Annotated in this window: 18 protein-coding genes and 2 pseudogenes; 9 read left to right on the top strand and 11 right to left on the bottom strand. The window is 53.1% G+C overall.

The window, feature by feature from the left end; genetic code table 11:
• The first annotated feature begins 64 nt into the window (after positions 1 to 64).
• Positions 65 to 1,834 (top strand): acyl-CoA dehydrogenase family protein, encoded by a 1,770-nt coding sequence (locus RSJ68_10340; GenBank protein ID WNU96806.1) that lies wholly within the window; start codon positions 65 to 67, stop codon positions 1,832 to 1,834.
• A 68-nt stretch (positions 1,835 to 1,902) separates the two neighbouring features.
• Here RSJ68_10340 and dinG read toward each other — a convergent pair whose 3' ends face one another.
• The 3 genes from dinG to RSJ68_10325 all read right to left on the bottom strand — a co-directional run bounded on the left by dinG (position 1,903) and on the right by RSJ68_10325 (position 4,818).
• A complete protein-coding gene (dinG, locus tag RSJ68_10335) occupies positions 1,903 to 4,053 on the bottom strand; it encodes an ATP-dependent DNA helicase DinG (GenBank protein WNU96805.1) in 2,151 nt (716 codons plus the stop codon).
• A 43-nt stretch (positions 4,054 to 4,096) separates the two neighbouring features.
• Complete coding sequence (locus RSJ68_10330; protein WNU96804.1) at positions 4,097 to 4,237, bottom strand: hypothetical protein; 141 nt, start codon at positions 4,235 to 4,237, stop codon at positions 4,097 to 4,099.
• Positions 4,238 to 4,551: 314 nt separating this feature from the next.
• Positions 4,552 to 4,818, bottom strand: a complete 267-nt coding sequence (locus RSJ68_10325) for a DUF3079 domain-containing protein (protein WNU96803.1) — start codon at positions 4,816 to 4,818, stop codon at positions 4,552 to 4,554.
• 204 nt (positions 4,819 to 5,022) lie between these two features.
• On the opposite strand from RSJ68_10325, the gene RSJ68_10320 reads away from it, so the two are divergent.
• The 4 genes and pseudogenes from RSJ68_10320 to RSJ68_10305 all read left to right on the top strand — a co-directional run bounded on the left by RSJ68_10320 (position 5,023) and on the right by RSJ68_10305 (position 6,835).
• Positions 5,023 to 5,613, top strand: a complete 591-nt coding sequence (locus tag RSJ68_10320; GenBank protein ID WNU96802.1) for a sigma-70 family RNA polymerase sigma factor — start codon at positions 5,023 to 5,025, stop codon at positions 5,611 to 5,613.
• An 18-nt stretch (positions 5,614 to 5,631) separates the two neighbouring features.
• Entirely contained in the window at positions 5,632 to 5,802 is a 171-nt protein-coding gene (locus RSJ68_10315; GenBank protein WNU96801.1) for a zf-HC2 domain-containing protein, read from the top strand.
• A gap of 6 nt (positions 5,803 to 5,808) precedes the next feature.
• Positions 5,809 to 5,922, top strand: a pseudogene (locus RSJ68_10310) (IS5/IS1182 family transposase).
• Positions 5,923 to 6,316: 394 nt separating this feature from the next.
• Entirely contained in the window at positions 6,317 to 6,835 is a 519-nt protein-coding gene (locus RSJ68_10305; protein WNU96800.1) for a c-type cytochrome, read from the top strand.
• Positions 6,836 to 6,999: 164 nt separating this feature from the next.
• On the opposite strand, the gene RSJ68_10300 is transcribed toward RSJ68_10305, so the two are convergent.
• From RSJ68_10300 to RSJ68_10285, 4 genes are all read right to left on the bottom strand, one after another.
• On the bottom strand, positions 7,000 to 7,332 hold the full coding sequence (locus RSJ68_10300; GenBank protein WNU96799.1) for a zinc ribbon domain-containing protein YjdM: 333 nt from the start codon (positions 7,330 to 7,332) through the stop codon (positions 7,000 to 7,002).
• A 262-nt stretch (positions 7,333 to 7,594) separates the two neighbouring features.
• Complete coding sequence (locus tag RSJ68_10295) at positions 7,595 to 8,320, bottom strand: septal ring lytic transglycosylase RlpA family protein (protein ID WNU96798.1); 726 nt, start codon at positions 8,318 to 8,320, stop codon at positions 7,595 to 7,597.
• 150 nt (positions 8,321 to 8,470) lie between these two features.
• Entirely contained in the window at positions 8,471 to 8,935 is a 465-nt protein-coding gene (trmL, locus tag RSJ68_10290; protein WNU96797.1) for a tRNA (uridine(34)/cytosine(34)/5-carboxymethylaminomethyluridine(34)-2'-O)-methyltransferase TrmL, read from the bottom strand.
• 63 nt (positions 8,936 to 8,998) lie between these two features.
• A complete protein-coding gene (locus RSJ68_10285) occupies positions 8,999 to 9,751 on the bottom strand; it encodes a ComF family protein (GenBank protein WNU96796.1) in 753 nt (250 codons plus the stop codon).
• On the opposite strand from RSJ68_10285, the gene bioH reads away from it, so the two are divergent.
• The 3 genes from bioH to RSJ68_10270 all read left to right on the top strand — a co-directional run bounded on the left by bioH (position 9,750) and on the right by RSJ68_10270 (position 13,247).
• Positions 9,750 to 10,496 (top strand): pimeloyl-ACP methyl ester esterase BioH, encoded by a 747-nt coding sequence (bioH, locus tag RSJ68_10280; GenBank protein WNU96795.1) that lies wholly within the window; start codon positions 9,750 to 9,752, stop codon positions 10,494 to 10,496. The genes RSJ68_10285 and bioH overlap by 2 nt on opposite strands.
• 314 nt (positions 10,497 to 10,810) lie before the next feature.
• On the top strand, positions 10,811 to 12,310 hold the full coding sequence (locus RSJ68_10275) for a DASS family sodium-coupled anion symporter (GenBank protein WNU96794.1): 1,500 nt from the start codon (positions 10,811 to 10,813) through the stop codon (positions 12,308 to 12,310).
• A 148-nt stretch (positions 12,311 to 12,458) separates the two neighbouring features.
• Entirely contained in the window at positions 12,459 to 13,247 is a 789-nt protein-coding gene (locus RSJ68_10270; protein ID WNU96793.1) for a methyltransferase, read from the top strand.
• A 91-nt stretch (positions 13,248 to 13,338) separates the two neighbouring features.
• Here RSJ68_10270 and msrAB read toward each other — a convergent pair whose 3' ends face one another.
• Positions 13,339 to 14,907 (bottom strand): bifunctional peptide-methionine (S)-S-oxide reductase MsrA/peptide-methionine (R)-S-oxide reductase MsrB, encoded by a 1,569-nt coding sequence (msrAB, locus tag RSJ68_10265; protein ID WNU96792.1) that lies wholly within the window; start codon positions 14,905 to 14,907, stop codon positions 13,339 to 13,341.
• Positions 14,908 to 15,053: 146 nt separating this feature from the next.
• Here msrAB and ftsY point away from each other — a divergent pair, with 146 nt between their 5' ends.
• Complete coding sequence (ftsY, locus tag RSJ68_10260; GenBank protein WNU96791.1) at positions 15,054 to 16,505, top strand: signal recognition particle-docking protein FtsY; 1,452 nt, start codon at positions 15,054 to 15,056, stop codon at positions 16,503 to 16,505.
• A 169-nt stretch (positions 16,506 to 16,674) separates the two neighbouring features.
• Here the strand turns inward: ftsY and RSJ68_10255 are convergent.
• From RSJ68_10255 to RSJ68_10245, 3 genes and pseudogenes are all read right to left on the bottom strand, one after another.
• Positions 16,675 to 17,636, bottom strand: a pseudogene (locus RSJ68_10255) (IS110 family transposase).
• 602 nt (positions 17,637 to 18,238) lie between these two features.
• Complete coding sequence (locus RSJ68_10250) at positions 18,239 to 19,414, bottom strand: zonular occludens toxin domain-containing protein (protein WNU96790.1); 1,176 nt, start codon at positions 19,412 to 19,414, stop codon at positions 18,239 to 18,241.
• Between the two features lie 2 nt (positions 19,415 to 19,416).
• On the bottom strand, positions 19,417 to 19,698 hold the full coding sequence (locus RSJ68_10245; protein WNU96789.1) for a DUF2523 family protein: 282 nt from the start codon (positions 19,696 to 19,698) through the stop codon (positions 19,417 to 19,419).
• Positions 19,699 to 19,705: the final 7 nt, after the last annotated feature.

Raw genomic sequence — 19,705 nt, 5'->3', positions numbered from 1 at the left:
GATTAGTATAACTATACCAATTTATCCCAAATCCATTTCAAATCATTCACTTCGGAGAGATTCCATGAGCTACACGGCCCCTGTAAACGAATTGCGTTTCGGCATCCGCGTGCACGGCAGGTTGGACGAAGTCCTGCAACTGCCCCATGCGGAAGGTTTGGATGCGGAAACGGTGGATGCGGTGCTGGACGAAGCGGCACGGTTTGCCTCGGAGCAATGGGCGAGCACCAACCGTACCGGCGACCTCTACGGCGCGGGTTTTTCAGACGACCTGATCACCACTCATCCCGATTTGGCGCGTGCCTACTATGATTTCTGCGAAGCGGGCTGGGCGGGTTTGCGCGCACCGGCGGAGTTTGGCGGGCAGGGGCTGCCGGCGGTCGTGTCGGCGGCGTGTGAAGAGATGTGGTGCGCCGCCAACCTCGCCCTGTCGCTCATGCCGATGCTGACGCTGGGGGCGGTGGACGCGCTGTTCAAACACGGCAGCGAGGAGCAGAAACAGACCTACCTGCCGAAAATGTGCAGCGGCGAATGGGCGGGAACGATGAATTTGAGCGAACCGCAGGCGGGTTCGGATTTGAACCATATCGCCACCCGCGCCGTACCGAAAGAAAACGGTGCGTATGCCCTCAGCGGCCAGAAAATCTTCATCACTTGGGGCGATCAGGAAATGACGGAAAACATCGTCCATCTGGTGCTTGCGCGCCTGCCCGATGCCGCGCCGGGCGTGCAGGGCGTGTCGATGTTTATCGTGCCGAAATATTTGGTGAACGCGGACGGCAGCTTGGGCGGACGCAACGGCGTGCGCGCCATCGGCATCGAACACAAGCTCGGCATACACGCCAGCCCGACCTGTACGATGGAGTTCGACAACGCCGAAGGCTATCTGGTCGGCAGGGCGGGCAAGGGTTTGGCGTATATGTTTACCATGATGAAAACCGCGCGGCTGAACGTCGGCATCGAAGGCCACGCCGTCGCCGAACGCGCCTACCAAAACGCGCTCGCCTATGCCAAAGAGCGCGTGCAAGGGCGCGACGAGACAGACGGTTCAGACGACGTGGCGATTATCCGCCATCCCGACGTGCGCCGTATGTTGTTGATACAAAAGGCAACGCTCGCCGCCCAACGCGCCCTGTATCTGCGTGCCGCCGCCCTGACCGATTTTGCCGCCGCCTGCCCCGACAACGTATTGCGCAAAGAAGCGGAGCGCGAACTGGATTTCCTGATTCCCATCGTCAAGGCTTGGCCGACCGACAACGGCGTCGTCCTGACCAACCTCGCCGTCCAGATTTACGGCGGCGCGGGTTACGTCGAAGAAAGCGGCGTGGCGCAATACCTGCGCGACGTGCGGATTACGCCGATTTACGAAGGCACCAACGGCATACAGGCCGCTGATTTGGCAGGGCGCAAAACCACCGGCAAAAACGGTGCGCTGCCTTTGAAGCTGCTCGCCGAAGGCAAAGAGCTGGCGGACAAACTCGCCGCCGCCGAACCCGCCGCTGCGCAGCAACTGGCGCAAGCCATTGAAACGGCGGAACAAAGCATCGCCCGCATGGTCGGATACGCCGACCGTCCCGCCCTCGCCGCCGCTGCGTCCAACGCCTACCTGCAACAAATGGGGCTGACGCTCGGCGCCATCGGACTCGCCCGCGCCTACCTTGCCGCCGAAGCCGCCCAAAAGGACGACGCCGACGACTTCGGCAGCAGTTTCTACGCCGCGCAGCAACACAACGCCCGCGTCTATTGCGCCCACGTCCTACCGCAGGTTTACACCTGTGCCGCGCAGATTGAAAACGCGCAGGCATTGCTGGATGTGCCGTTAGAACTTTATTGACGGATACGGGTTTGAAAAAAGGTCGTCTGAAACTGGAAATCAGGTTTCAGACGACCTTTTTATGGGTTTCAACCTATCCTTTTAAACGGTGGCAGGCTGGCTAATAATTGTTGGCCGTATCGCTGTGTTTTGACGCGGTTGTCGAGGATGGTCACGCGGCCGTAGTCTTGTTCGGTGCGGATGAGGCGGCCGACGGCTTGGATGAGTTTGATGCCGGCTTCGGGGACGGTGATTTCGATGAAGGGGTTGCCGCCGCGCTGTTCTATCCAGCGGTTTTGGGTTTTTTCGATGGGGTTGTCGGGCATGGCGAAGGGGAGCTTGGCGATGATGACTTGCACACAGGCGGTGCCGGGCAGGTCGAGTCCTTCGGCGAAGCTGTCGAGTCCGAAGATGATGCTGGCTTTGCCTTCTTCTATGGCTTGGTGGTGTTTTTGCAGGAGGACGGCTTTGGGCAATTCGCCTTGTACGAGCAAGAGCGGCAGGTAGTCGTCGGGCAGGCGCAGGGCGACATCCTGCATTTGTTTGCGCGAGGAAAACAGGACGAGCGTGCCGATGGCTTCGGTGGGCGAAATGAGCTTGGGCAGCCATTCGACGATGGCGGCGGTGTGCGCGGCGGGGTCTTTGGGACTGGCGTGTACGGGCGGAATGTAGAGTTCGCCTTGCGCGTCGAAATCAAACGGGCTTTCTAGGGCGAGGGTAGTGGTTTCGGGCAGCCATTGCAGTCCGGTTTGGCGCAGGATCAGGTTGAAGCTGCCCAAGGATTGCAGGGTGGCGGAGGTCAACACTGCGCCTGCCGCACGCCGCCACAGGCTGTTGGCAAGGTGGGACGCGCTGCTGATGGGGCTGGCGTTGAAAATGTAGTCGTTTTTGTCGTCGGCGCGGCGGGTAATCCATTTTGCCAACGGTTCTTCGCCCTCAAGGGGGACGGTGGAGAGCAAGTCCCATGTGGCGGTGATTTGTTCGATGCGGGCGCGGAATACGCCGAATTCGGTACTCAGGCGGTCGATTTGCGCACTGTTTTGGTCTTTGTCGCGGCGGGCGGCGGACAGGGCGTCGTTGAGGCTGTTGATGTGTTTGTAGAGGCTGCGGGCGGCGATGGCGGTGTTGGAAACGGTGGTTTCGAGGCCTTCGGGGATTTTGCCGTCTTCCCACAGCCAAGTCGGTTCGCTGTTTGTTCGTCTGTCGTTTTCAGACGACCCCAAGCTCAAAGAAGGCTCCTCGGCGAGGTGGAACTGCCATTCGTGCAGGCTTTCGAGCAGCGAGGCGGCGGCTTCGTCGGCAAGGTTCGCCAACTCACCTTTGTCGGTGAGCGTGGCGATTTTGCCGGTAACCTGCTGCAGTTTTTCCAACGCCCACACCGCTTGGTTCCACGAATGCTCGGCGGCAAACTGGCTGAGTGCTTTCTTGGGCAGGTGGTGCGCTTCGTCGATGCAGTAGAAGCTGTTTTCAGGGTCGGGCAAAATCACGCCGCCGCCCATGCTGATGTCGACCATCAGCAAATCGTGGTTGGTGACGACGACATCGACGGTTTCCAGCGTGTCGCGGGCAAGGTAAAACGGGCATTCCGGGCGGTTGGGGCAGGCGGCTTTGAGGCAGCCGTAGTTGTCGTTGTTCACCTTCATCCAGATGGTGTCGTCGATTTTTTCCGGCCAAGTGTCGCGGTCGCCGTTGAACCGTCGGGCGGAAAATTCGTCGGCGATGTCGCGCAGCAGCTTCAATTCTTCGGGCTTGGGTTTGCTGTCCCACAAGACGGCGGGGGCTTCAAAGCCGAGCAGGTTTTGCTGGGCGTTGCTTTGCGTGAGTTGGTAGAGTTTGTAGGGGCAGAGATAGCGACCGCGCCCTTTGGCAAGCGCGAAGGTCAGTTCCAAACCGCTTTTTTCGACCAGAAACGGCAGATCGCGGTCCACCAGCTGCTCCTGCAAAGCAACCGTCGCGCTGCTCACAATCAGCCGCTTGCCGCGCGTCTGCGCCATAATGCCGCCCGCCAGCAGGTAGGCAAGCGATTTGCCCACGCCGGTCGGCCCTTCGATAACGGCAATGCTCTCGCCCTCGCGCTTGGGCGGCTCGCCGCCTTCTTCGCGCGTCAACGTCCGCGAAAAAGCGTTGGCAACCGCCGCAATCATTTCCCGCTGCGAAGCGCGCGGACGGAAACCGGGCAGGTTTTTGCCGATATTTTGGTAATGGTCGCGGATGGCGTTTTTTTCTAAATCGGTGAGCATCGAGGTCGTCTGAAAAGGTGGATTTGCTTATGAATTGGTTATTTTAACATTTTTCGCGGACGGGTTCGGGAGAGATGGGAAAGGTCGTCTGAAAAGCATATTTTGGCGTTTTCAGACGACCTTTGGTAAGGGAAGCCACATTGGGACAGGGGATTTGAACCGTTGCCGTTTCTGTTGCCGTCATTCCCGCACAGGCGGGAATCCATTTTTGAAATTCAAAAACTGTTTTTCAAATCAGGGTTTCTCAAGTTTTAAGATGGATTCCTGCCGTAGCCTGTCCACGCGTAGGCGGGGGCGGGAATGACGGAATTTGATGAGTTACCGCATTTAAAGTTAAGAATGTTTGCTATAGAGATAGGTAGCGGCGGTTTGGCGCGGGTGGGGTCAATTTCTTGGTGTATCGTTGAAATATAGTGGATTAACTTTAAACCACTATAAAAATAAGGTCGCATGATTGCACCCCTTCGGTTTTCAGACGACCCCTTAAAATTGGCGGGATTAAGCCGTCTTGTTCCGCAACGGCAGTTTGATATGCGGCTTGGCGGGTTTGGGCGCTTCTTTCAAGCCCAGTTCGATTTGCTGCTCTTCGCTCAACAAATTGCTCCAGTCGCCTTTTTTATACCACTCGCGCCCGTCCAATTCGATGGGGTGCTGGATGCGCTCGCAGCCGTTGCCGCATTGCAAATCGTCTTCTTTACAATATTTGTCGCAACCCCAGCAGATGCGCTCCGGCGCTTTGGGGAAGATGGGGAATTTTTTTGCCATGGTGTGAAATCCTTGTTTTTATTTTCATGAAATTATAAATGATTCGATTGCGGCAGCTTGGTTTTTGTACGTCTTTTTACGCTGGATGGTTAAGAAATGTATAAGGTCGTCTGAAAGGCAGAGTCTGTGCGTCCGTCTGTTTCATCACACGCCTTCCCTATATCGGCGTAAAATCCGTACCTATTCATTCGATAATAATACATTATGCCCTTCCCCGAATTGACTGACGCCGAGCTTGCCGAATCCCGCAAGCTGCTCCTGCGTTTTGCCCGCATCCAATTGCCCGACCGCCCCGATTTGGCGGAAGACCTTGTGCAGGAAACCATGCTTTCCGCCTACCGCGCTGCCGAAGGTTTTAAAGGAGAAGCACAAGTGGGCAGCTGGTTTTTTGCCATTTTGAAAAACAAAATTATCGACTGCCTGCGCCAAATCAGACGGCAGCGCGAAGTATTCGCCACGCCTGCGGAAGAAATGTTGGACGAAATCTTTGAAGAACGGTTTGCATCAGACGGACATTGGACGGCGGACGGCCATCCGCAAACTTGGGCCTCGCCCGAAAAAACGTTGGATAACAAAGAGTTTCGTGAAATCCTGCAAACCTGCCTCTACCAAATGCCCGAAAACACCGCCCGCGTGTTTACCATGAAGGAAATCCTCGGATTCTCGTCCGACGAAATCCGCGAGCAATGCGGCATCAGCACGTCCAACTACCACACCATCATGCACCGCGCCCGCGAAACCCTGCGCCAATGCCTGCAAATCAAATGGTTCGGCAATGCAGAACATGCCGGTTAAACCCGTTAGGAAACCACGATGAACAAATGCCGCAAAACCGCCTACCTGCTCTCCAAAAAACAGGACGAAACCCGCCTGACCGTTCCCGAACGCGTTTTTCTGGGCAGCCACCTGCTGATATGCCCCCATTGCCGCGAATATAAAAAACAACTCGACCTTATTCAGAAAGCCATGAAAAAGATGTTTTGAAGCTGGCGGATAAGGTATAGTGGATTAAATTTAAATCAGGACAAGGCGACGAAGCCGCAGACAGTACAGATAGTACGGCAAGGCGAGGTAACGCCGTACCGGTTTAAAGTTAATCCACTATAAAAAGGTCGTCTGAAACCTGATGTAGAGTTTCAGACGACCTTTTTGCATGAAAGAAAATAGGGATTGATTGGTTTGAGCATGAGTTGGGATGAAATGGCGCGCCCATAAAAAGCCGGCTTTTAAAGCCGGGATTTTGCAATTGGGCAGGATTTGGGCGGATTTAAAGGCATGGCAAACAAGATTCAAACCGCCCAATAAGCCGGAGGCTATATAGGAATGGTTGTATAGGTGTCAACATTTTCTGCCTTTTTTCAAAACAAAATATGACTTATGCCAATATTTTTACTACAAACCACTACATCAGTGGGAACATGAAAATGATGTGTGTTAGAATTTTTTCAGCTGTTTTATAAAACAGTATCTTAACTAAAAAATTTAAGAAAGATAGAACATGAACAAACTACTAATTGCTGCGATGATGATGGCCGCTTTGTCGGCTTGTTCCCAAGAAGCCAAACAGGAAACTAAGGAAGCGGCTACTGCTGTTGCTTCCGATGTTAAAGATGCTGCCGCTTCTGCCGTTGATACCGTTGCCCCTGCTGTTCAAGAAGCAGCAAGCAAAGTAGAAGATACTGCCGCCAAAGCTGCTTCGGAAGTAAAAGACGCTGCTCCTGCTGAAGCCAAACCGGAAGAAAAACCGGCAGATGCCTCTTCCGCCAAAGTGGACGGCAAGGCCGTTTTCGAAGCCAGCTGTAAAATGTGCCACGGCGGTACCATCCCGGGCGCTCCTGTTGTCGGTAAAAATGACGATTGGGCTCCGCGTATCAAACAAGGCAAAGAAACCTTGCACAAACATGCACTCGAAGGCTTCAACACCATGCCGGCAAAAGGCGGCAATACCAGCCTGAGCGACGACGAAGTCAAAGCGGCGGTCGATTATATGGCCAACCAATCCGGTGCCAAATTCTAAACCGTACAAATCAAAACGCACCTTGCAATAAGGTGCGTTTTTTTATGGGAAAACAGCTTTAAAAAAGGCGAAAACCGTTTGAAAGCAACCCTTACGGAGACAAGTAGCTTTACAAACGGTTTTCAGGTCGGCCTAGCGACCCACCAACAATTATTATACCAACATCATGCTTTTTTGACAAAATCTGATTTCAAATTCATCGCGCTGCCGTCGATTTTGCAACCGATATTGTGGTCGCCTTCTTGCAGGCGTATGCCTTTTACCTTGGTTCCTTGCTTGATGACCATGGAGCTGCCTTTGACTTTGAGGTCTTTAATCAGGACGACGTTGTCGCCGTCTTGCAACACGGCACCGTTGGCATCTTTGACGCTCAGGGTTTCTTCGGCGGCTTCGCCGTCGTTTTCCGTCCATTCAAACGCGCATTCGGGACAGATGTATTGGCTGCCGTCTTCGTAGGTGTATTCGGATTGGCATTGCGGGCAAGGTGGGAGGGACATGGTGGGGATTCCTTTGGTTGAGAAGCGGGGAATTATAGTGGATTAAAATAAAAATGAGACAAGGCGTCAACGCCCGCCGTGTACGGGTAGTACATAAGGGCGTTGGCAACGCCGTATCATTGCAATTTTAATCCACTATTTTAATCCACTATTTTAATCCACTATATAAGGAAAAGGATGCAAGGATACGACGGCTTTATACCCATGCTTCAATACAAAACGACCTGTCTTGCAACAGGTCGTCTGAAAACACGAATGCGGCTTAGAGGGACAGCGAAGCTGCCTGAATCAGACCGCGTGCTTTGGCTTCGGCTTCGGCGGCACGCTCTTGCGAGGTGAACGGGCCCATTTTGACGACGTATTCGTAGTCGCGTTTCTCCATGGAAACTTTCGGATTCATTTTGCCGTAAGAAAGGTTTGCCGCAGCCTGGTTCATATAGGCTTGCGCTTCGCGCTCGGTACCGAAGGATTTCAAATCGACGAAAATATCTTGACCGTTGTAGGCTTGGACGTTTTGACCCGGAACGATTTGTTCGACTTTGACGTGTCCCGTGCCTTGGTTGATGAAACCCAATTGCTGGGCAGCGGCTTTGGACACGTCGATCACGCGGTTGCCGTGGAAAGGACCGCGGTCGTTGACGCGGACGATGACGCTTTTACCGTTTTTGGTGTTGGTCACACGGGCGTAGCTGGGAATGGGGAGGGTTTTGTGGGCGGCGGTCAGGGCGTTCATATTGTAACGCTCGCCACTGGAGGTTTTACGGCCGTGGAACTGGCTGCCGTACCATGAGGCGTTGCCGGTTTGGACGAAGGAGGATACTTTGGTCATCGGCGTGTAGCGTTTGCCGGCGACTTTGTAGCTGCGGTTGGCGGAGGAATGCAGCTTCTCGGCACGAACGATGGAGTCGGCTGAGGCGGAATGAATGGAAAGGATGCTGATTGCGACGGCAGTCAGGGTGGAGAAAAGGGTAGTTTTAGATAAAGTCAAAACGTAGTCCGTTCTTGAGTTGATAACGCGGTGGGATGGCTCCCAGGCGGTTTCAGACGACGTATCGGCGGTTTGACAAAAACCAAGCTGTTGTCGGACAGTATCGTCTTGGTTTTTGTCAAACGGCTCAGGGAGACTCCCCAGCGGATGTTATACACCGCCTGCGTAACCGTTTTGCCGCCATGCTTCAAACAGAATCACGGCGACGGTGTTGGAAAGATTCATGCTCCGGCTGCCGGGCTTCATGGGCAGGCGCAGCTTTTGCCCTTGGGGCAGGGTGTCGAGGATTTCGGCGGGCAGGCCGCGTGTCTCGGGGCCGAATAAAAAGACATCGCCCTCAACAAAGGAAACTTCGTCGGGACGGGTTTTGCCTTTGGTGGTCAGCGCGAAAATGCGGCGGCCTTCCAAGGCTTTGAGACAATCTTCGAAATTCTCGTGTACCGTCAGTTTTGCAAACTCGTGATAATCCAAACCTGCGCGTTTCATTTTTGCCGAATCCAGCGGAAAACCGAGCGGCTTGACCAGATGCAAATCGGCTCCGGTGTTGGCGCACAATCGGATGATATTGCCCGTATTGGGCGGGATTTCGGGTTGGTACAAAACTATGGTAAACATATAAATCAATCACTTATAGAGGGGCATAATGCCGAAATGTTCCGCAGGTGTCAAAAACTTTAGCTATTTTTTCATTGGCGGACGCGCCAAACTCCAGCAAAAAATCTTGCCTGCACCTGATTTTTTCAGCGTCCGCGCCAATTCGTTCAGCGTCGAACCGGTGGTGAACACATCGTCGATTAACAAAATATTACAGTTTTTCGGGATATGACCATTGATTTCAAAAGCATTTTTTATATTGCGAACCCTGTCTGCGCTTTTCAGCGTACTTTGCGGCTCGCGATGTCGTCTGAAAACCGTCTGCCGCGGCAGCAGCGTCCAGCCGTAATGTTCGGACAGAATATCCGCCAATTCCTCGCTTTGGTTGAAGCCGCGGTGCAGCCGCCTTTCTTTGCTCAACGGCACGGGCAGCACAAAATCGAAATGCTTCGTTTCCAGCCAGTCGGGCGCATGGCGGCGCATCAGTTCCGCCAGCGGACGGCTCATGCCGAGGTCTGCCAAATGCTTCAACGCGCGTATCATACTGCTGACGGGCGGCTCATAATACAGCGAAGCCCACATCCGCTCAAATGCCGGCGGCTTCTTCTGACAGCCTCCGCACACCGCCCCGCCCTGTATAGTGCGGAAACACAAGGGGCAACTGTTTGCCGCGTCCGTAAAAAACTCTTCCAAGTCCGCCGCGCAACCGCCGCAAAAACCGCCATACGGCCGGGTTTCGCACGCTGAAACCAAGGCGTGGCATAATACGCAACGGCTTTTGTGCCACCATCCCGCATTGCGCCACCAAGAAAACACATCCATAGAGAAAACAGCCATGCCGCACTCCGCCAAAAAAGTTTATCTGATACACGGCTGGGCAGCGAACCGCCACGTCTTCGACGACCTCATTCCGCGCCTACCCGCCGATTGGGACATCCGCGCGCTCGACCTGCCCAGACACGGCGACGCGCCCTTTGCCGAAAACTTCAACATCGCCGCGATTGCCGAAGCCTTCGCCAAAGAAATCGACACGCCCGCCCACATCCTCGGCTGGTCGCTCGGCGGCTTGGTCGCGCTCCATCTTGCCGCACGCCGTCCCGACAAAGTCCGCTCGCTCTGCCTGACCGCAAGTTTCGCCCGCCTGACCGCCGCCGCGGACTACCCCGAAGGGCTGTCCAATCCCGCTTTGGGCAAGATGGTCGGCGCGTTCCGGCAGGATTATGCCAAACATATCAAACAGTTTCTACAATTACAGTTGCTGCACACACCAAACGCCGCCGAAATCATAGGCAACATCCTGCCCGACCTCTCCCGCCACGGCTCACCGCCCGCCCTGCAAGCCGCGCTGGACGCCGTCAACCAAGCCGATGCCCGCCCCCTGCTTTCAAGCATCCAAGCCCCCTCGCTTTTGGTGTTCGGACAAAAAGACGCCATCACCCCGCCGCGCATGGGCGAATACCTCAACCGCCATCTGGCGGACAGCGAATTGGTATTGATGGAAAAAGCGGCACACGCCCCGTTTTTAAGCCACGCCGACGAATTTGCCGAACGTTACCGCGGTTTTGTCGAAAAGGTCGTCTGAAAAGCTTTTCTGCTGTGATATCACTGCAGACGTGAATCCAATCCCCCGCCTTTTCTTGATTTAAACCTACGCTGCGATACTTACATTTATTGCCGGTCGGCGTTATAGTGGCAGTATTATTTTCTTTGTATATATAGTGGATTAACTTTAAATCGGTACGGCGTTGCCTCGCCTCAGCTCAAAGAGAACGATTCTCTAAGGTGCTGAAGCACCAAGTGGATCGGTTCCGTACTGTCTGTACTGTCTGCGGCTTCGCCGCCTTGTCCTGATTTTTGTTAATCCACTATATTGTCGATTCAAAAAGGAGTGTCGGTATGGAAAAAATCGGTTTCAAACCCATCCCTGCTGCGATTGCGGTGGGCTTGGCATTATTGATTTGGTTCGTCATCCCCGTCCCTGACGGCGTGACGCCGCAGGCTTGGCATTTGTTGGCGATGTTTGTCGGCGTGATTGCGGCGATTATCGGCAAGGCGATGCCGATCGGGGCATTGTCGATTATCGCCATGATGATGGTGGCTTTAACGCAGGTAACGGTACCCGAGCTGGGTGCGGACGGCAATCCGATTAAAAAGCCGGCGGATGTGGCAATTAAGGATGCCTTGAGTTCGTTTGCCGACCCGCTGATTTGGCTGATCGGTATTTCGATCATGATTTCGCGCGGGATTTTGAAAACGGGTTTGGGCGCACGTATCGGCTATTATTTTATTTCGGTGTTCGGCAAGAAAACGCTGGGTATCGGTTACAGCCTGGCCCTGTCGGAGCTGATTCTCGCGCCGGTCACGCCCAGCAACACCGCGCGCGGCGGCGGCATTATCCACCCCGTGATGAAAGCGATTTCGTCCAGCTATGATTCCGACCCTGAAAAAGGAACGCAGGGGCGCATCGGCCGCTATCTGGCTTTGGTGAATTACCACAGCAATCCGATTTCATCGGCAATGTTCATCACCGCCACCGCCCCCAATCCGCTGGTGGTCGATTTGATTGCCAAGGCAACAAACAGCGAGATTCATTTGAGCTGGGGCACTTGGGCTTTGGCGATGCTGCTGCCGGGTTTGGTGGCGATGTTTCTGATGCCGCTGGTGCTGTATTTCATTTATCCGCCCGAAATCAAGGAAACGCCCAACGCGGCGCAGTTTGCCAAAGACCACCTGAGAGAACAGGGGCCGATGAACCGCGGCGAGAAAACCATGTTGGCGATTTTTGCCGTATTGCTGATTTTGTGGGCAGGCGTTCCGGCGATGATTTTCGGCAAGGCTTTCGCCGTCAGCCCCACCACCACCGCCTTTATAGGCTTGTCGCTGCTGCTTTTGTCGGGCGTGCTGACTTGGGACGATGTCTTGAAGGAAAAAGGGGCGTGGGATACGGTAGTATGGTTCTCCGCGCTGGTGATGATGGCTTCTTTCCTGAACAAGCTCGGTCTGATCGGCTGGTTTTCGGATATGCTCGGCAGCAACATTAAAAATACCGGCATGGGCTGGGTCGGCGCGTCGGCTTTGCTGATGCTGATTTATATGTACGCGCATTATATGTTCGCCAGCACCACCGCCCACATTACGGCGATGTTCGGCGCGTTTTACGCGGCAGGACTGTTTTTGGGTGCGCCGCCGATGGGGTTCGGTCTGATGCTTGCCGCCGCGTCAAGCCTGATGATGACACTGACCCACTACGCCACCGGCACCGCGCCTGTTGTTTTCGGTTCGGGCTATACGACGCTGGGCGAATGGTGGAAGGCGGGCTTTATCATGAGCGTGGTAAACCTGCTGGTATTTATCGTTGTCGGCGGATTGTGGTGGAAGGCTTTGGGCTATTGGTAAGGTCGTCTGAAATCCGCTCAAACAAAGACCGGCAGGCGCATTTCTGCCGGTCTTTAACCTTGTATAATTTGGTTTGAAACCTGCGCCAACCTAAATCACACCGCAAAAAACCACCCCTTCAAAAAAGAAGAAAAAGGTCGTCTGAAACATGAACCTACAAGACAAACGCTGGCAAATCCACCGCCATCTGGCCCAAGACACCGACGAGCGGCTGCAAATCGTCCGCAACGCGCCCAAACGCATCCTGCTGGTCGGTGCGGACGCGGACATCAGCCGCAGCCTGCTTGCCGCGCGTTATCCGAACGCCGTATTCGAAGAATACGACCCGCGCGCCGATTTCCTCCAAACCGCCGCAGCCGCGCGCAAAAGCGGTTTTTGGCAAAAACTCACCGGCAAAACCGTCCCGCAACACTGCCAAGCCTTGACCGACCCGCTGCCCGAAGCCTGTGCCGATATGTTGTGGGCGAACCTCAGCCTGCCCCGCGCGGACGAAATCCTGCCCGTCCTGAAAAATTGGGCAAACGCTTTGAAAACAGACGGTTTATTATTCTTCACCCATTTTGGCCGCGACAGCCTGACCGAGCTGACAGGTCGTCTGAAAAGCGCAGGGATAGCCTGTGAAACGCCGACCTTAATCGATATGCACGACCTCGGCGACATGCTTGCCGACAACGGTTTCTACGACCCCGTGACCGATACCGCCAAGCTCGAATTGAGCTACCGCAAGGCGGCGACGTTCCGGCAGGACATGGAAACCCTGGGCTTGTGGCACGCTTTGAAATTCAGCGATGCCCAAGCGGCTGATGCGTTTGTGGATAAGATTTTTGAAACCGAAGGCGGTCTGACCGTCACGCTCGAAACCGTGTACGGCCATGCCGTGAAGAAACTGACGCTGCCCGAAGGAGAAAATGTGGTGCGGTTTTATCCGAAAGGCTGAACGGTTTGGCAGAATGAATGAAAGGTCGTCTGAAAACGTCTAACGAATGGCGTTAAAACGTTTTCAGACGACCTTTCGTGTTATCGCGCCTTTATTTCACTTTGCCTTTCAACGCGCCGTAGCCTGCCGCGTCCATTTGTTCCAGCGGGATGAATTTCAAACTTGCGCCGTTGATGCAGTAGCGCAGTCCGCCTTTATCTTGCGGGCCGTCGGGGAAGACGTGTCCCAAGTGCGAATCGGCGGCATGGCTGCGCACTTCGGTGCGGCGCATGTTGTAGCTGAAATCGTCGTGTTCGGTAACGGCGGCGGCGTTAATCGGGCGGGTGAAGCTCGGCCAGCCGCAGCCGGAATCGAATTTGTCGGCGGAGCTGAACAGGGGTTCGCCGCTGACGACGTCCACATAAATGCCGGGTTTGAACAGGTGGTCGTATTCGTGGCTGAAGGCGTATTCGGTCGCGCTTTTTTGGGTCACTTGGTATTGCTCTTCGGTCAGGATGCGTTTGAGTTCGGCATCGCTGGGTTTTTTATACGTTGCCGCGTCGAAGCCTTTGCCTTGCGGGGCGGCTTTGGTTTTGCCCGGCAGCGGTTCGTCGGCTTTGCGGATGTCGATGTGGCAGTAGCCGTTGGGGTTTTTAATCAGGTAGTCCTGATGGTATTCCTCGGCGTCGTAGAAGTTTTTCAGCGGCTCGTTTTCGACGACGAGGGGCTGTTTGTATTTTTGCTGCTCGCGTTTGAGGGCGGCGGCAATGACGGCTTTTTCGGCGGGATCGGTGTAGTACACGCCGCTGCGGTATTGCGTGCCGGTGTCGTTGCCTTGTTTGTTGAGGCTGGTCGGGTCAACGACGCGGAAATAGTATTGCAGGATGTCGTCGAGGCTGAGTTTGTCGGCATCGTAGGTGACTTTGACGGTCTCGGCATGGCCCGTGTCGCGGTAGGACACATCTTCGTAGCTCGGATTTTTTGTTTTGCCGTTGGCGTAGCCGGATACGGCGTCCACCACGCCGTCTATGCGTTGGAAATAGGCTTCCAAGCCCCAGAAGCAGCCGCCGGCGAGGTAGATGGTGCGCGTGTTCATGATTTTTGAATCCTTTTTCTGTGTGTCGGGTTTGTAGAACGCGTTTTTCAGACGACCTAAATCGGCATTCGGGTCACGGATTAACGCCAATGCCTGCGCTTCGTTGATGCTGCCTTTGACGATGCGCTGCACGTCGCCGTCTTTACCGATTAACGCCCACGAAGGGTAAACGCTGATATTCAGGCTTTGGGCGATGGTGCCGCCGTTGTCGGTCACGACGGGCAGCTTGGGATAGTTCAAACCGGCATACCATTTTTGAAAGTCGCCGTCTTTTTTCTCGTGCAAAAAGCCGGGGGACGCAACGGTAATCAGGTTGGCGGAGCTGAACCGCTTATCCTGCGCCCATTTTTCGGTCTGCCCCAATTCGGACAAACACAAAGGACACCAGCTCGCCCAGAATTTAATCAGGGTGGGTTTGTCTTTTTTCAAATAAACGCTGGCGGGGCGGTTGTCCGCGGTTTTCAAAGTGGACAAGGTGTGCGGCACGGTCGCGGCTTCGGCATCGGCGATTTTGGGAGAACAAGCGCCCAGCGCAAACAGACAGCCGAACTTGGCGCAAAGGGAAAAGAAGGTACGGGGTTTCATCTCTAATGTTTCCTGTGTGGATGGTTTGTATTATTAGACGTTGAAGATGCCAAAACCTTACAGCCTGGATTTTCAGACGACCTTGCCGCGTAAAATACGCTACAATACGCCCTATTTCAAGCTTCTAAAATTAAAAGGAAAATTCAATGTTCAGCTTCTTCCGCCGCAAGAAAAAACAGGAAACGCCCGCTCAAGAAGAAACCCGCATTCAGGAAACCGCCGCCGAAGCCGTAGAGCGCGCCGAAACCACCGTTTCGCAAACGCTTGAAACGGTTCAGGAAAACATCAGCGAAAAAGCGGAAGAGCTGACGGCGGCAGTCGAAACGGCGGTAGAAAACGCAAAAGAACGTGCCGAAGAAATCCGCGAGACTGTGGCTGAACATGTTTCCGAAACGGTCGAACACATCCGCGAGGCAGTCAGCGAAATGTCGTCTGAAACGGTCGAAAAAGTGGAAGAACGCGTGGAAGCGGTCAGCGAAACCGCTGCCGAAAATGTTTCCGCAGCAGTAGAACACGTCCATGACGCGGTCAGCGACGGGTCGTCTGAAACCGCAGAAGCTGTCGAAGCCTTAGAAACCCAAGCTGAAGCCGCGCCTGCCGCATCCGAAGAACATTCCGTAGCAGCCTTTGAAAATACAGCCGTCGCCACGTCGTCTGAAACCTCTGAGCCGTCCGAAACCGAACCCAAACTCGGCTGGGCGGCGCGTTTGAAACAGGGTTTGACCAAATCGCGCGACAAAATGGCGAAATCGCTGGCGGGCGTGTTCGGCGGCGGGCAAATCGACGAAGATTTGTACGAAGAGCTGGAAACCGTGCTGATTACCAGCGACATGGGCATGGAAGCGACGGAATACCTGATGAAAGACGTGCGCAACCGCGTCAGCCTCAAGGGGCTGAAAGACGGCAACGAGTTGCGCGGCGCATTAAAAGAAGCCTTGTACGACTTGATTAAGCCGTTGGAAAAACCGCTGGTCTTGCCCGACACGAAAGAGCCGTTCGTCATCATGTTGGCGGGCATCAACGGCGCGGGCAAAACCACTTCCATCGGCAAACTCGCCAAATATTTCCAAGCGCAGGGCAAATCCGTGCTGCTTGCCGCCGGCGACACCTTTCGCGCCGCCGCTCGCGAGCAGCTTCAAGCATGGGGCGAACGCAACAACGTTACCGTCATTTCGCAAACCACGGGCGATTCCGCCGCCGTCTGCTTCGATGCCGTCCAAGCCGCCAAAGCGCGCGGCATCGACATCGTGCTTGCCGACACCGCCGGCCGCCTGCCCACGCAGCTTCATTTGATGGAAGAAATCAAAAAAGTGAAGCGCGTGTTGCAAAAAGCGATGCCCGACGCGCCGCACGAAATCATCGTCGTCCTCGATGCCAACATCGGGCAAAACGCCGTCAACCAAGTCAAAGCCTTTGACGATGCGCTGGGGCTGACGGGACTGATTGTGACCAAACTCGACGGTACGGCAAAAGGCGGCATCCTCGCCGCGCTTGCCTCCGACCGCCCCGTCCCCGTCCGCTATATCGGCGTGGGCGAAGGCATAGACGATTTGCGCCCGTTTGACGCGCGCGCTTTTGTGGACGCGTTGCTCGATTGATACCGCCGCATGGTAAAACAGTAAACAAGAAGATACTACTTTACTTGACAATATCATCTTTACATTTAATTTACAAACCGTTGATTTGCATAATATTTAAATTGAGTGATATTTGCACACAACGATGTCACGGCGTTTCATTTGAAATGCCGTGATTTTTTTGGTTCAATCACGCCGCTTTATAGCGGTTCGGGTCGTAGTCTTCGCCTTTTTTGTGGACGTGATAGGCGATGACGGCAAGTTTACGCATGATGGCGGCAATAATTACCTTTTTGGGTTTGTTCTTGGCTTCAAGGCGTGAAATGAAGTCTGGGAATGCCTTTATCCGATAGGCGACCATGGCGGGCATGAAGAGCATGGCGCGTAGTCTTCGATTGCCGTACTTAGTCAGACTCGGTTTGCCTCTTACCGATGTGCCGGAATCTTTGATTTGAGGCGTTAATCCTGCGAACGCTGCAAACTTGTTTGATGTTTGGAAATCCGCGCCTGAAAGGTAGTTCAGCAGCATGACGGCGGTCAGCCTGCCGATGGCGGGTATGGTGGCCAGTCTGTCGGTCTGTTCTTTCAATGCGGGTTGCTTCGTGAGTTTCTCCAGTTCTTTTTTGACTGCCTTTATTTGCCGCTGCAAATGCTTGATGTTGCTTTCGCAGATTTTGACGACAAAGGTGTCTTTTGCGGCTTCGAGTCTGTTTTTTTGGCGGTGCTGTCTGCGGTCAGTTGGGCATAGAGAGCGGAGAGACGTTTGAGTTTGTAGCCGTCGTTTATGACTGGTTTTCGGATCACGAGGTCTTGGGCTTTGGCCGTCTGACAGTATTCGGCTATCAGTTTTGCGTCTTGTTTGTCTGTTTTGGTTCGGGTAAACCTGCTTTCGGCGTATTTGCTGATTTTCAGCGGGTTGACGACTGATACTTTGTACAGGCTGCCTATGTAGTCGGCGATGCCTTCGTAGTAGTTGCCCGTGGCTTCCATGCAGATATGCGCGTCAGTACAGCCTAATTCTGTCAACCAGTGTTTGAACTGCTCAAAGCCTTTGCTGTCGTTATCAAACTTGGCAGAATTTTCGATGCCGCCAATGATGGCGGTTGCGTCAAAAGTCGTCTTTGATATATCAAGTCCTACGGCGTTTCGCATAGATTACCCTTACTTATTCAGAATCTAGGTTCTTTGATACTACTCAATTTAACAAACAATAAAGCCGCCCGCCTAATCTTCTTGACAGCCTTTAGGCTTGGTCGTTGTCAGGCTGGACGGCTTCGGCATAGGGTAGCTAATCCTTTGCCGGGTTTAAGTATAGCATGATTCATTTTGGCATTTTATTGCAGCCGGTGGAGCTCAATTTTGCTTAAAAATGGGATTTTTAACGTCGCCGGAAGAAATAAAATTGCTTAAATCTTAATATTTGCCTTCGGCGACCCTTCGGGGACGTTCGCCACGTGGCAGGCGGGCAGGAAATAAAACCCTTCCTGCCCACCTACCACAAGCGTAATTTTGTGCTTTAAAGAGTAAAGGGGGTATTCATAAAGATTGGGCAAAAAACACTCCCAATCTTTACAAAACTTCCCCCTTGACTCTTTAAATCCCAATTCCTTAAAAATAAAGGTCACCTTTTAGATATATTAATGAAAATTTCGCCGGGCAAAAACCATATCATTGAAACCAAACAAAAAACATAATATTTATCTTTAAATAAAACATAATAAAAAAGGTTGTCTGAATTTCAGACGACCTTTATTTCATTGAGTACCTACAACCCCGCCGCGTTGTGCAAACTGTTGACCTGCTTCGACGTAGCCGTCATACATTAGGTTTTTTGGGCTTTGCCCGCCCATTGTGATGACTTGGCTGTTTTCAGGCTCATAGGCGGTCTGCGGGGCGGTTTGTGGCTGTTGGGCTGCCTGTTGTTGTTCGTCCTTATACGGATTAAACGGCAAGCCGTTTTTAGCGTAGTCTTTGCACATGGCTTTGGTTATCTCTTTTAAGGGTGTTCCTTGGGCGGAATAGCAGGTACAGCCACTTTTTCCGCCATCGACGCAGCCGACAGGGTACTCAAATGTTTTGACTTGGCGGACGCCGTTGTAGATGGGTTTGCTTTCGGGCTTTTCGGCGAGCGTTGGCACAAAGTCTTCAGGTTTGAGGTTTTGCCCCTGAATACCGCTTTGCGGCATCATTTCTTTTTGGCTTTCAGGGTCAAGCGGATTTTTGAAACCTGTATCTTCATTTGCTGCTTCGGCCTGTGCCGTTATTCCTGCTTTTTCCTTATAACCCTGATACATCTTATAGCCCATGAATCCGACCAAACCTAAGATACACGGCAGGATAAACAACATGGCAATTATTACGTAATACCACCTTGATTTGACATGCGAATGGGCGGTATGCACTTCGGCGGATTTGTAGTATTCAAAAACCTCCTGTCTGATTTTATGCGAACTGGACAAGGCGTTTCTTGCCTGTTGAGTTGGGTTTAAGGCTACTTCGTTCCATTCCAACCTTGTCAGGCCACCCATTTTGTTTGCAGCTATATGGATATGCTTATTCACGACTTCGCGCAAATTCACGTCAAGCAACTTGGGCGATTGTGTGATTAGTATCATGTCGATACCGTAATGGCCGTGAATGTTCAAAAAGGCGACGTTTTCAGGCATTTTTGAACCGCTGGAACGTGTCGGGAATAGATATTGCACTTCGTCATATATGACGACAGAGCCTATATTCTCTCTCCATTTCAGCCATTCATGCATGTCTTCCCAGCTATGCCCTTCCGGCGGTTTATGATGGTCTATCAAAAGGCCGTTGATGTTGGAGAAAATTTTTCGACCTTTATAGAAGTCATCAAACATAAGCAGTTCGACAGCAAAAGCGGTTTTGCCTATTCTTGGTTTACCTGTAATCAGGGTAATGGCTGCCATCTTTATCCTTTCTTGCCGAAGCTTAATTTAGACAGGGTTTTAAAAGTAACGACAAAGGCTAACATCCCAAACATGATGTTCAAAACCACGCCGCCACCTGCGATATAAAAAATTTGGATCGCGCCGGCGGGAACCGCCCCCATGCTGCTTATAAATTGATTTTTGAGATTACTCATAAGGGCGTCAAAACCAACATAGGTAATTATAGACACCCCTAAGGCAGTCAGAATGTATTTGACAACATGGTTTATCAAATATGGAGCAAGAGCAGCTAAAAATTTCATAAATCCC

This window comes from Neisseria sp. DTU_2020_1000833_1_SI_GRL_NUU_006 (assembly GCA_032388755.1).
Lineage (GTDB): Bacteria > Pseudomonadota > Gammaproteobacteria > Burkholderiales > Neisseriaceae > Neisseria > Neisseria sicca_C.
Note: the sequence above shows the minus strand (reverse complement) of the source record. Positions and strands in the feature narration are given on the sequence as shown.

Coding starts and splice junctions, on each gene's coding strand:
- RSJ68_10330 (WNU96804.1), bottom strand. CDS start 4,237: ATGACGGCAACAGAAACGGCAACGGTTCAAATCCCCTGTCCCAATGTG.
- RSJ68_10245 (WNU96789.1), bottom strand. CDS start 19,698: ATGAAATTTTTAGCTGCTCTTGCTCCATATTTGATAAACCATGTTGTC.
- msrAB (WNU96792.1), bottom strand. CDS start 14,907: ATGAAACCCCGTACCTTCTTTTCCCTTTGCGCCAAGTTCGGCTGTCTG.
- bioH (WNU96795.1), top strand. CDS start 9,750: ATGCCGCACTCCGCCAAAAAAGTTTATCTGATACACGGCTGGGCAGCG.
- RSJ68_10340 (WNU96806.1), top strand. CDS start 65: ATGAGCTACACGGCCCCTGTAAACGAATTGCGTTTCGGCATCCGCGTG.
- trmL (WNU96797.1), bottom strand. CDS start 8,935: ATGTTTACCATAGTTTTGTACCAACCCGAAATCCCGCCCAATACGGGC.
- RSJ68_10285 (WNU96796.1), bottom strand. CDS start 9,751: ATGGCTGTTTTCTCTATGGATGTGTTTTCTTGGTGGCGCAATGCGGGA.
- dinG (WNU96805.1), bottom strand. CDS start 4,053: ATGCTCACCGATTTAGAAAAAAACGCCATCCGCGACCATTACCAAAAT.
- RSJ68_10305 (WNU96800.1), top strand. CDS start 6,317: ATGAACAAACTACTAATTGCTGCGATGATGATGGCCGCTTTGTCGGCT.
- RSJ68_10270 (WNU96793.1), top strand. CDS start 12,459: ATGAACCTACAAGACAAACGCTGGCAAATCCACCGCCATCTGGCCCAA.
- RSJ68_10320 (WNU96802.1), top strand. CDS start 5,023: ATGCCCTTCCCCGAATTGACTGACGCCGAGCTTGCCGAATCCCGCAAG.
- RSJ68_10250 (WNU96790.1), bottom strand. CDS start 19,414: ATGGCAGCCATTACCCTGATTACAGGTAAACCAAGAATAGGCAAAACC.
- RSJ68_10275 (WNU96794.1), top strand. CDS start 10,811: ATGGAAAAAATCGGTTTCAAACCCATCCCTGCTGCGATTGCGGTGGGC.
- ftsY (WNU96791.1), top strand. CDS start 15,054: ATGTTCAGCTTCTTCCGCCGCAAGAAAAAACAGGAAACGCCCGCTCAA.
- RSJ68_10300 (WNU96799.1), bottom strand. CDS start 7,332: ATGTCCCTCCCACCTTGCCCGCAATGCCAATCCGAATACACCTACGAA.
- RSJ68_10325 (WNU96803.1), bottom strand. CDS start 4,818: ATGGCAAAAAAATTCCCCATCTTCCCCAAAGCGCCGGAGCGCATCTGC.
- RSJ68_10315 (WNU96801.1), top strand. CDS start 5,632: ATGAACAAATGCCGCAAAACCGCCTACCTGCTCTCCAAAAAACAGGAC.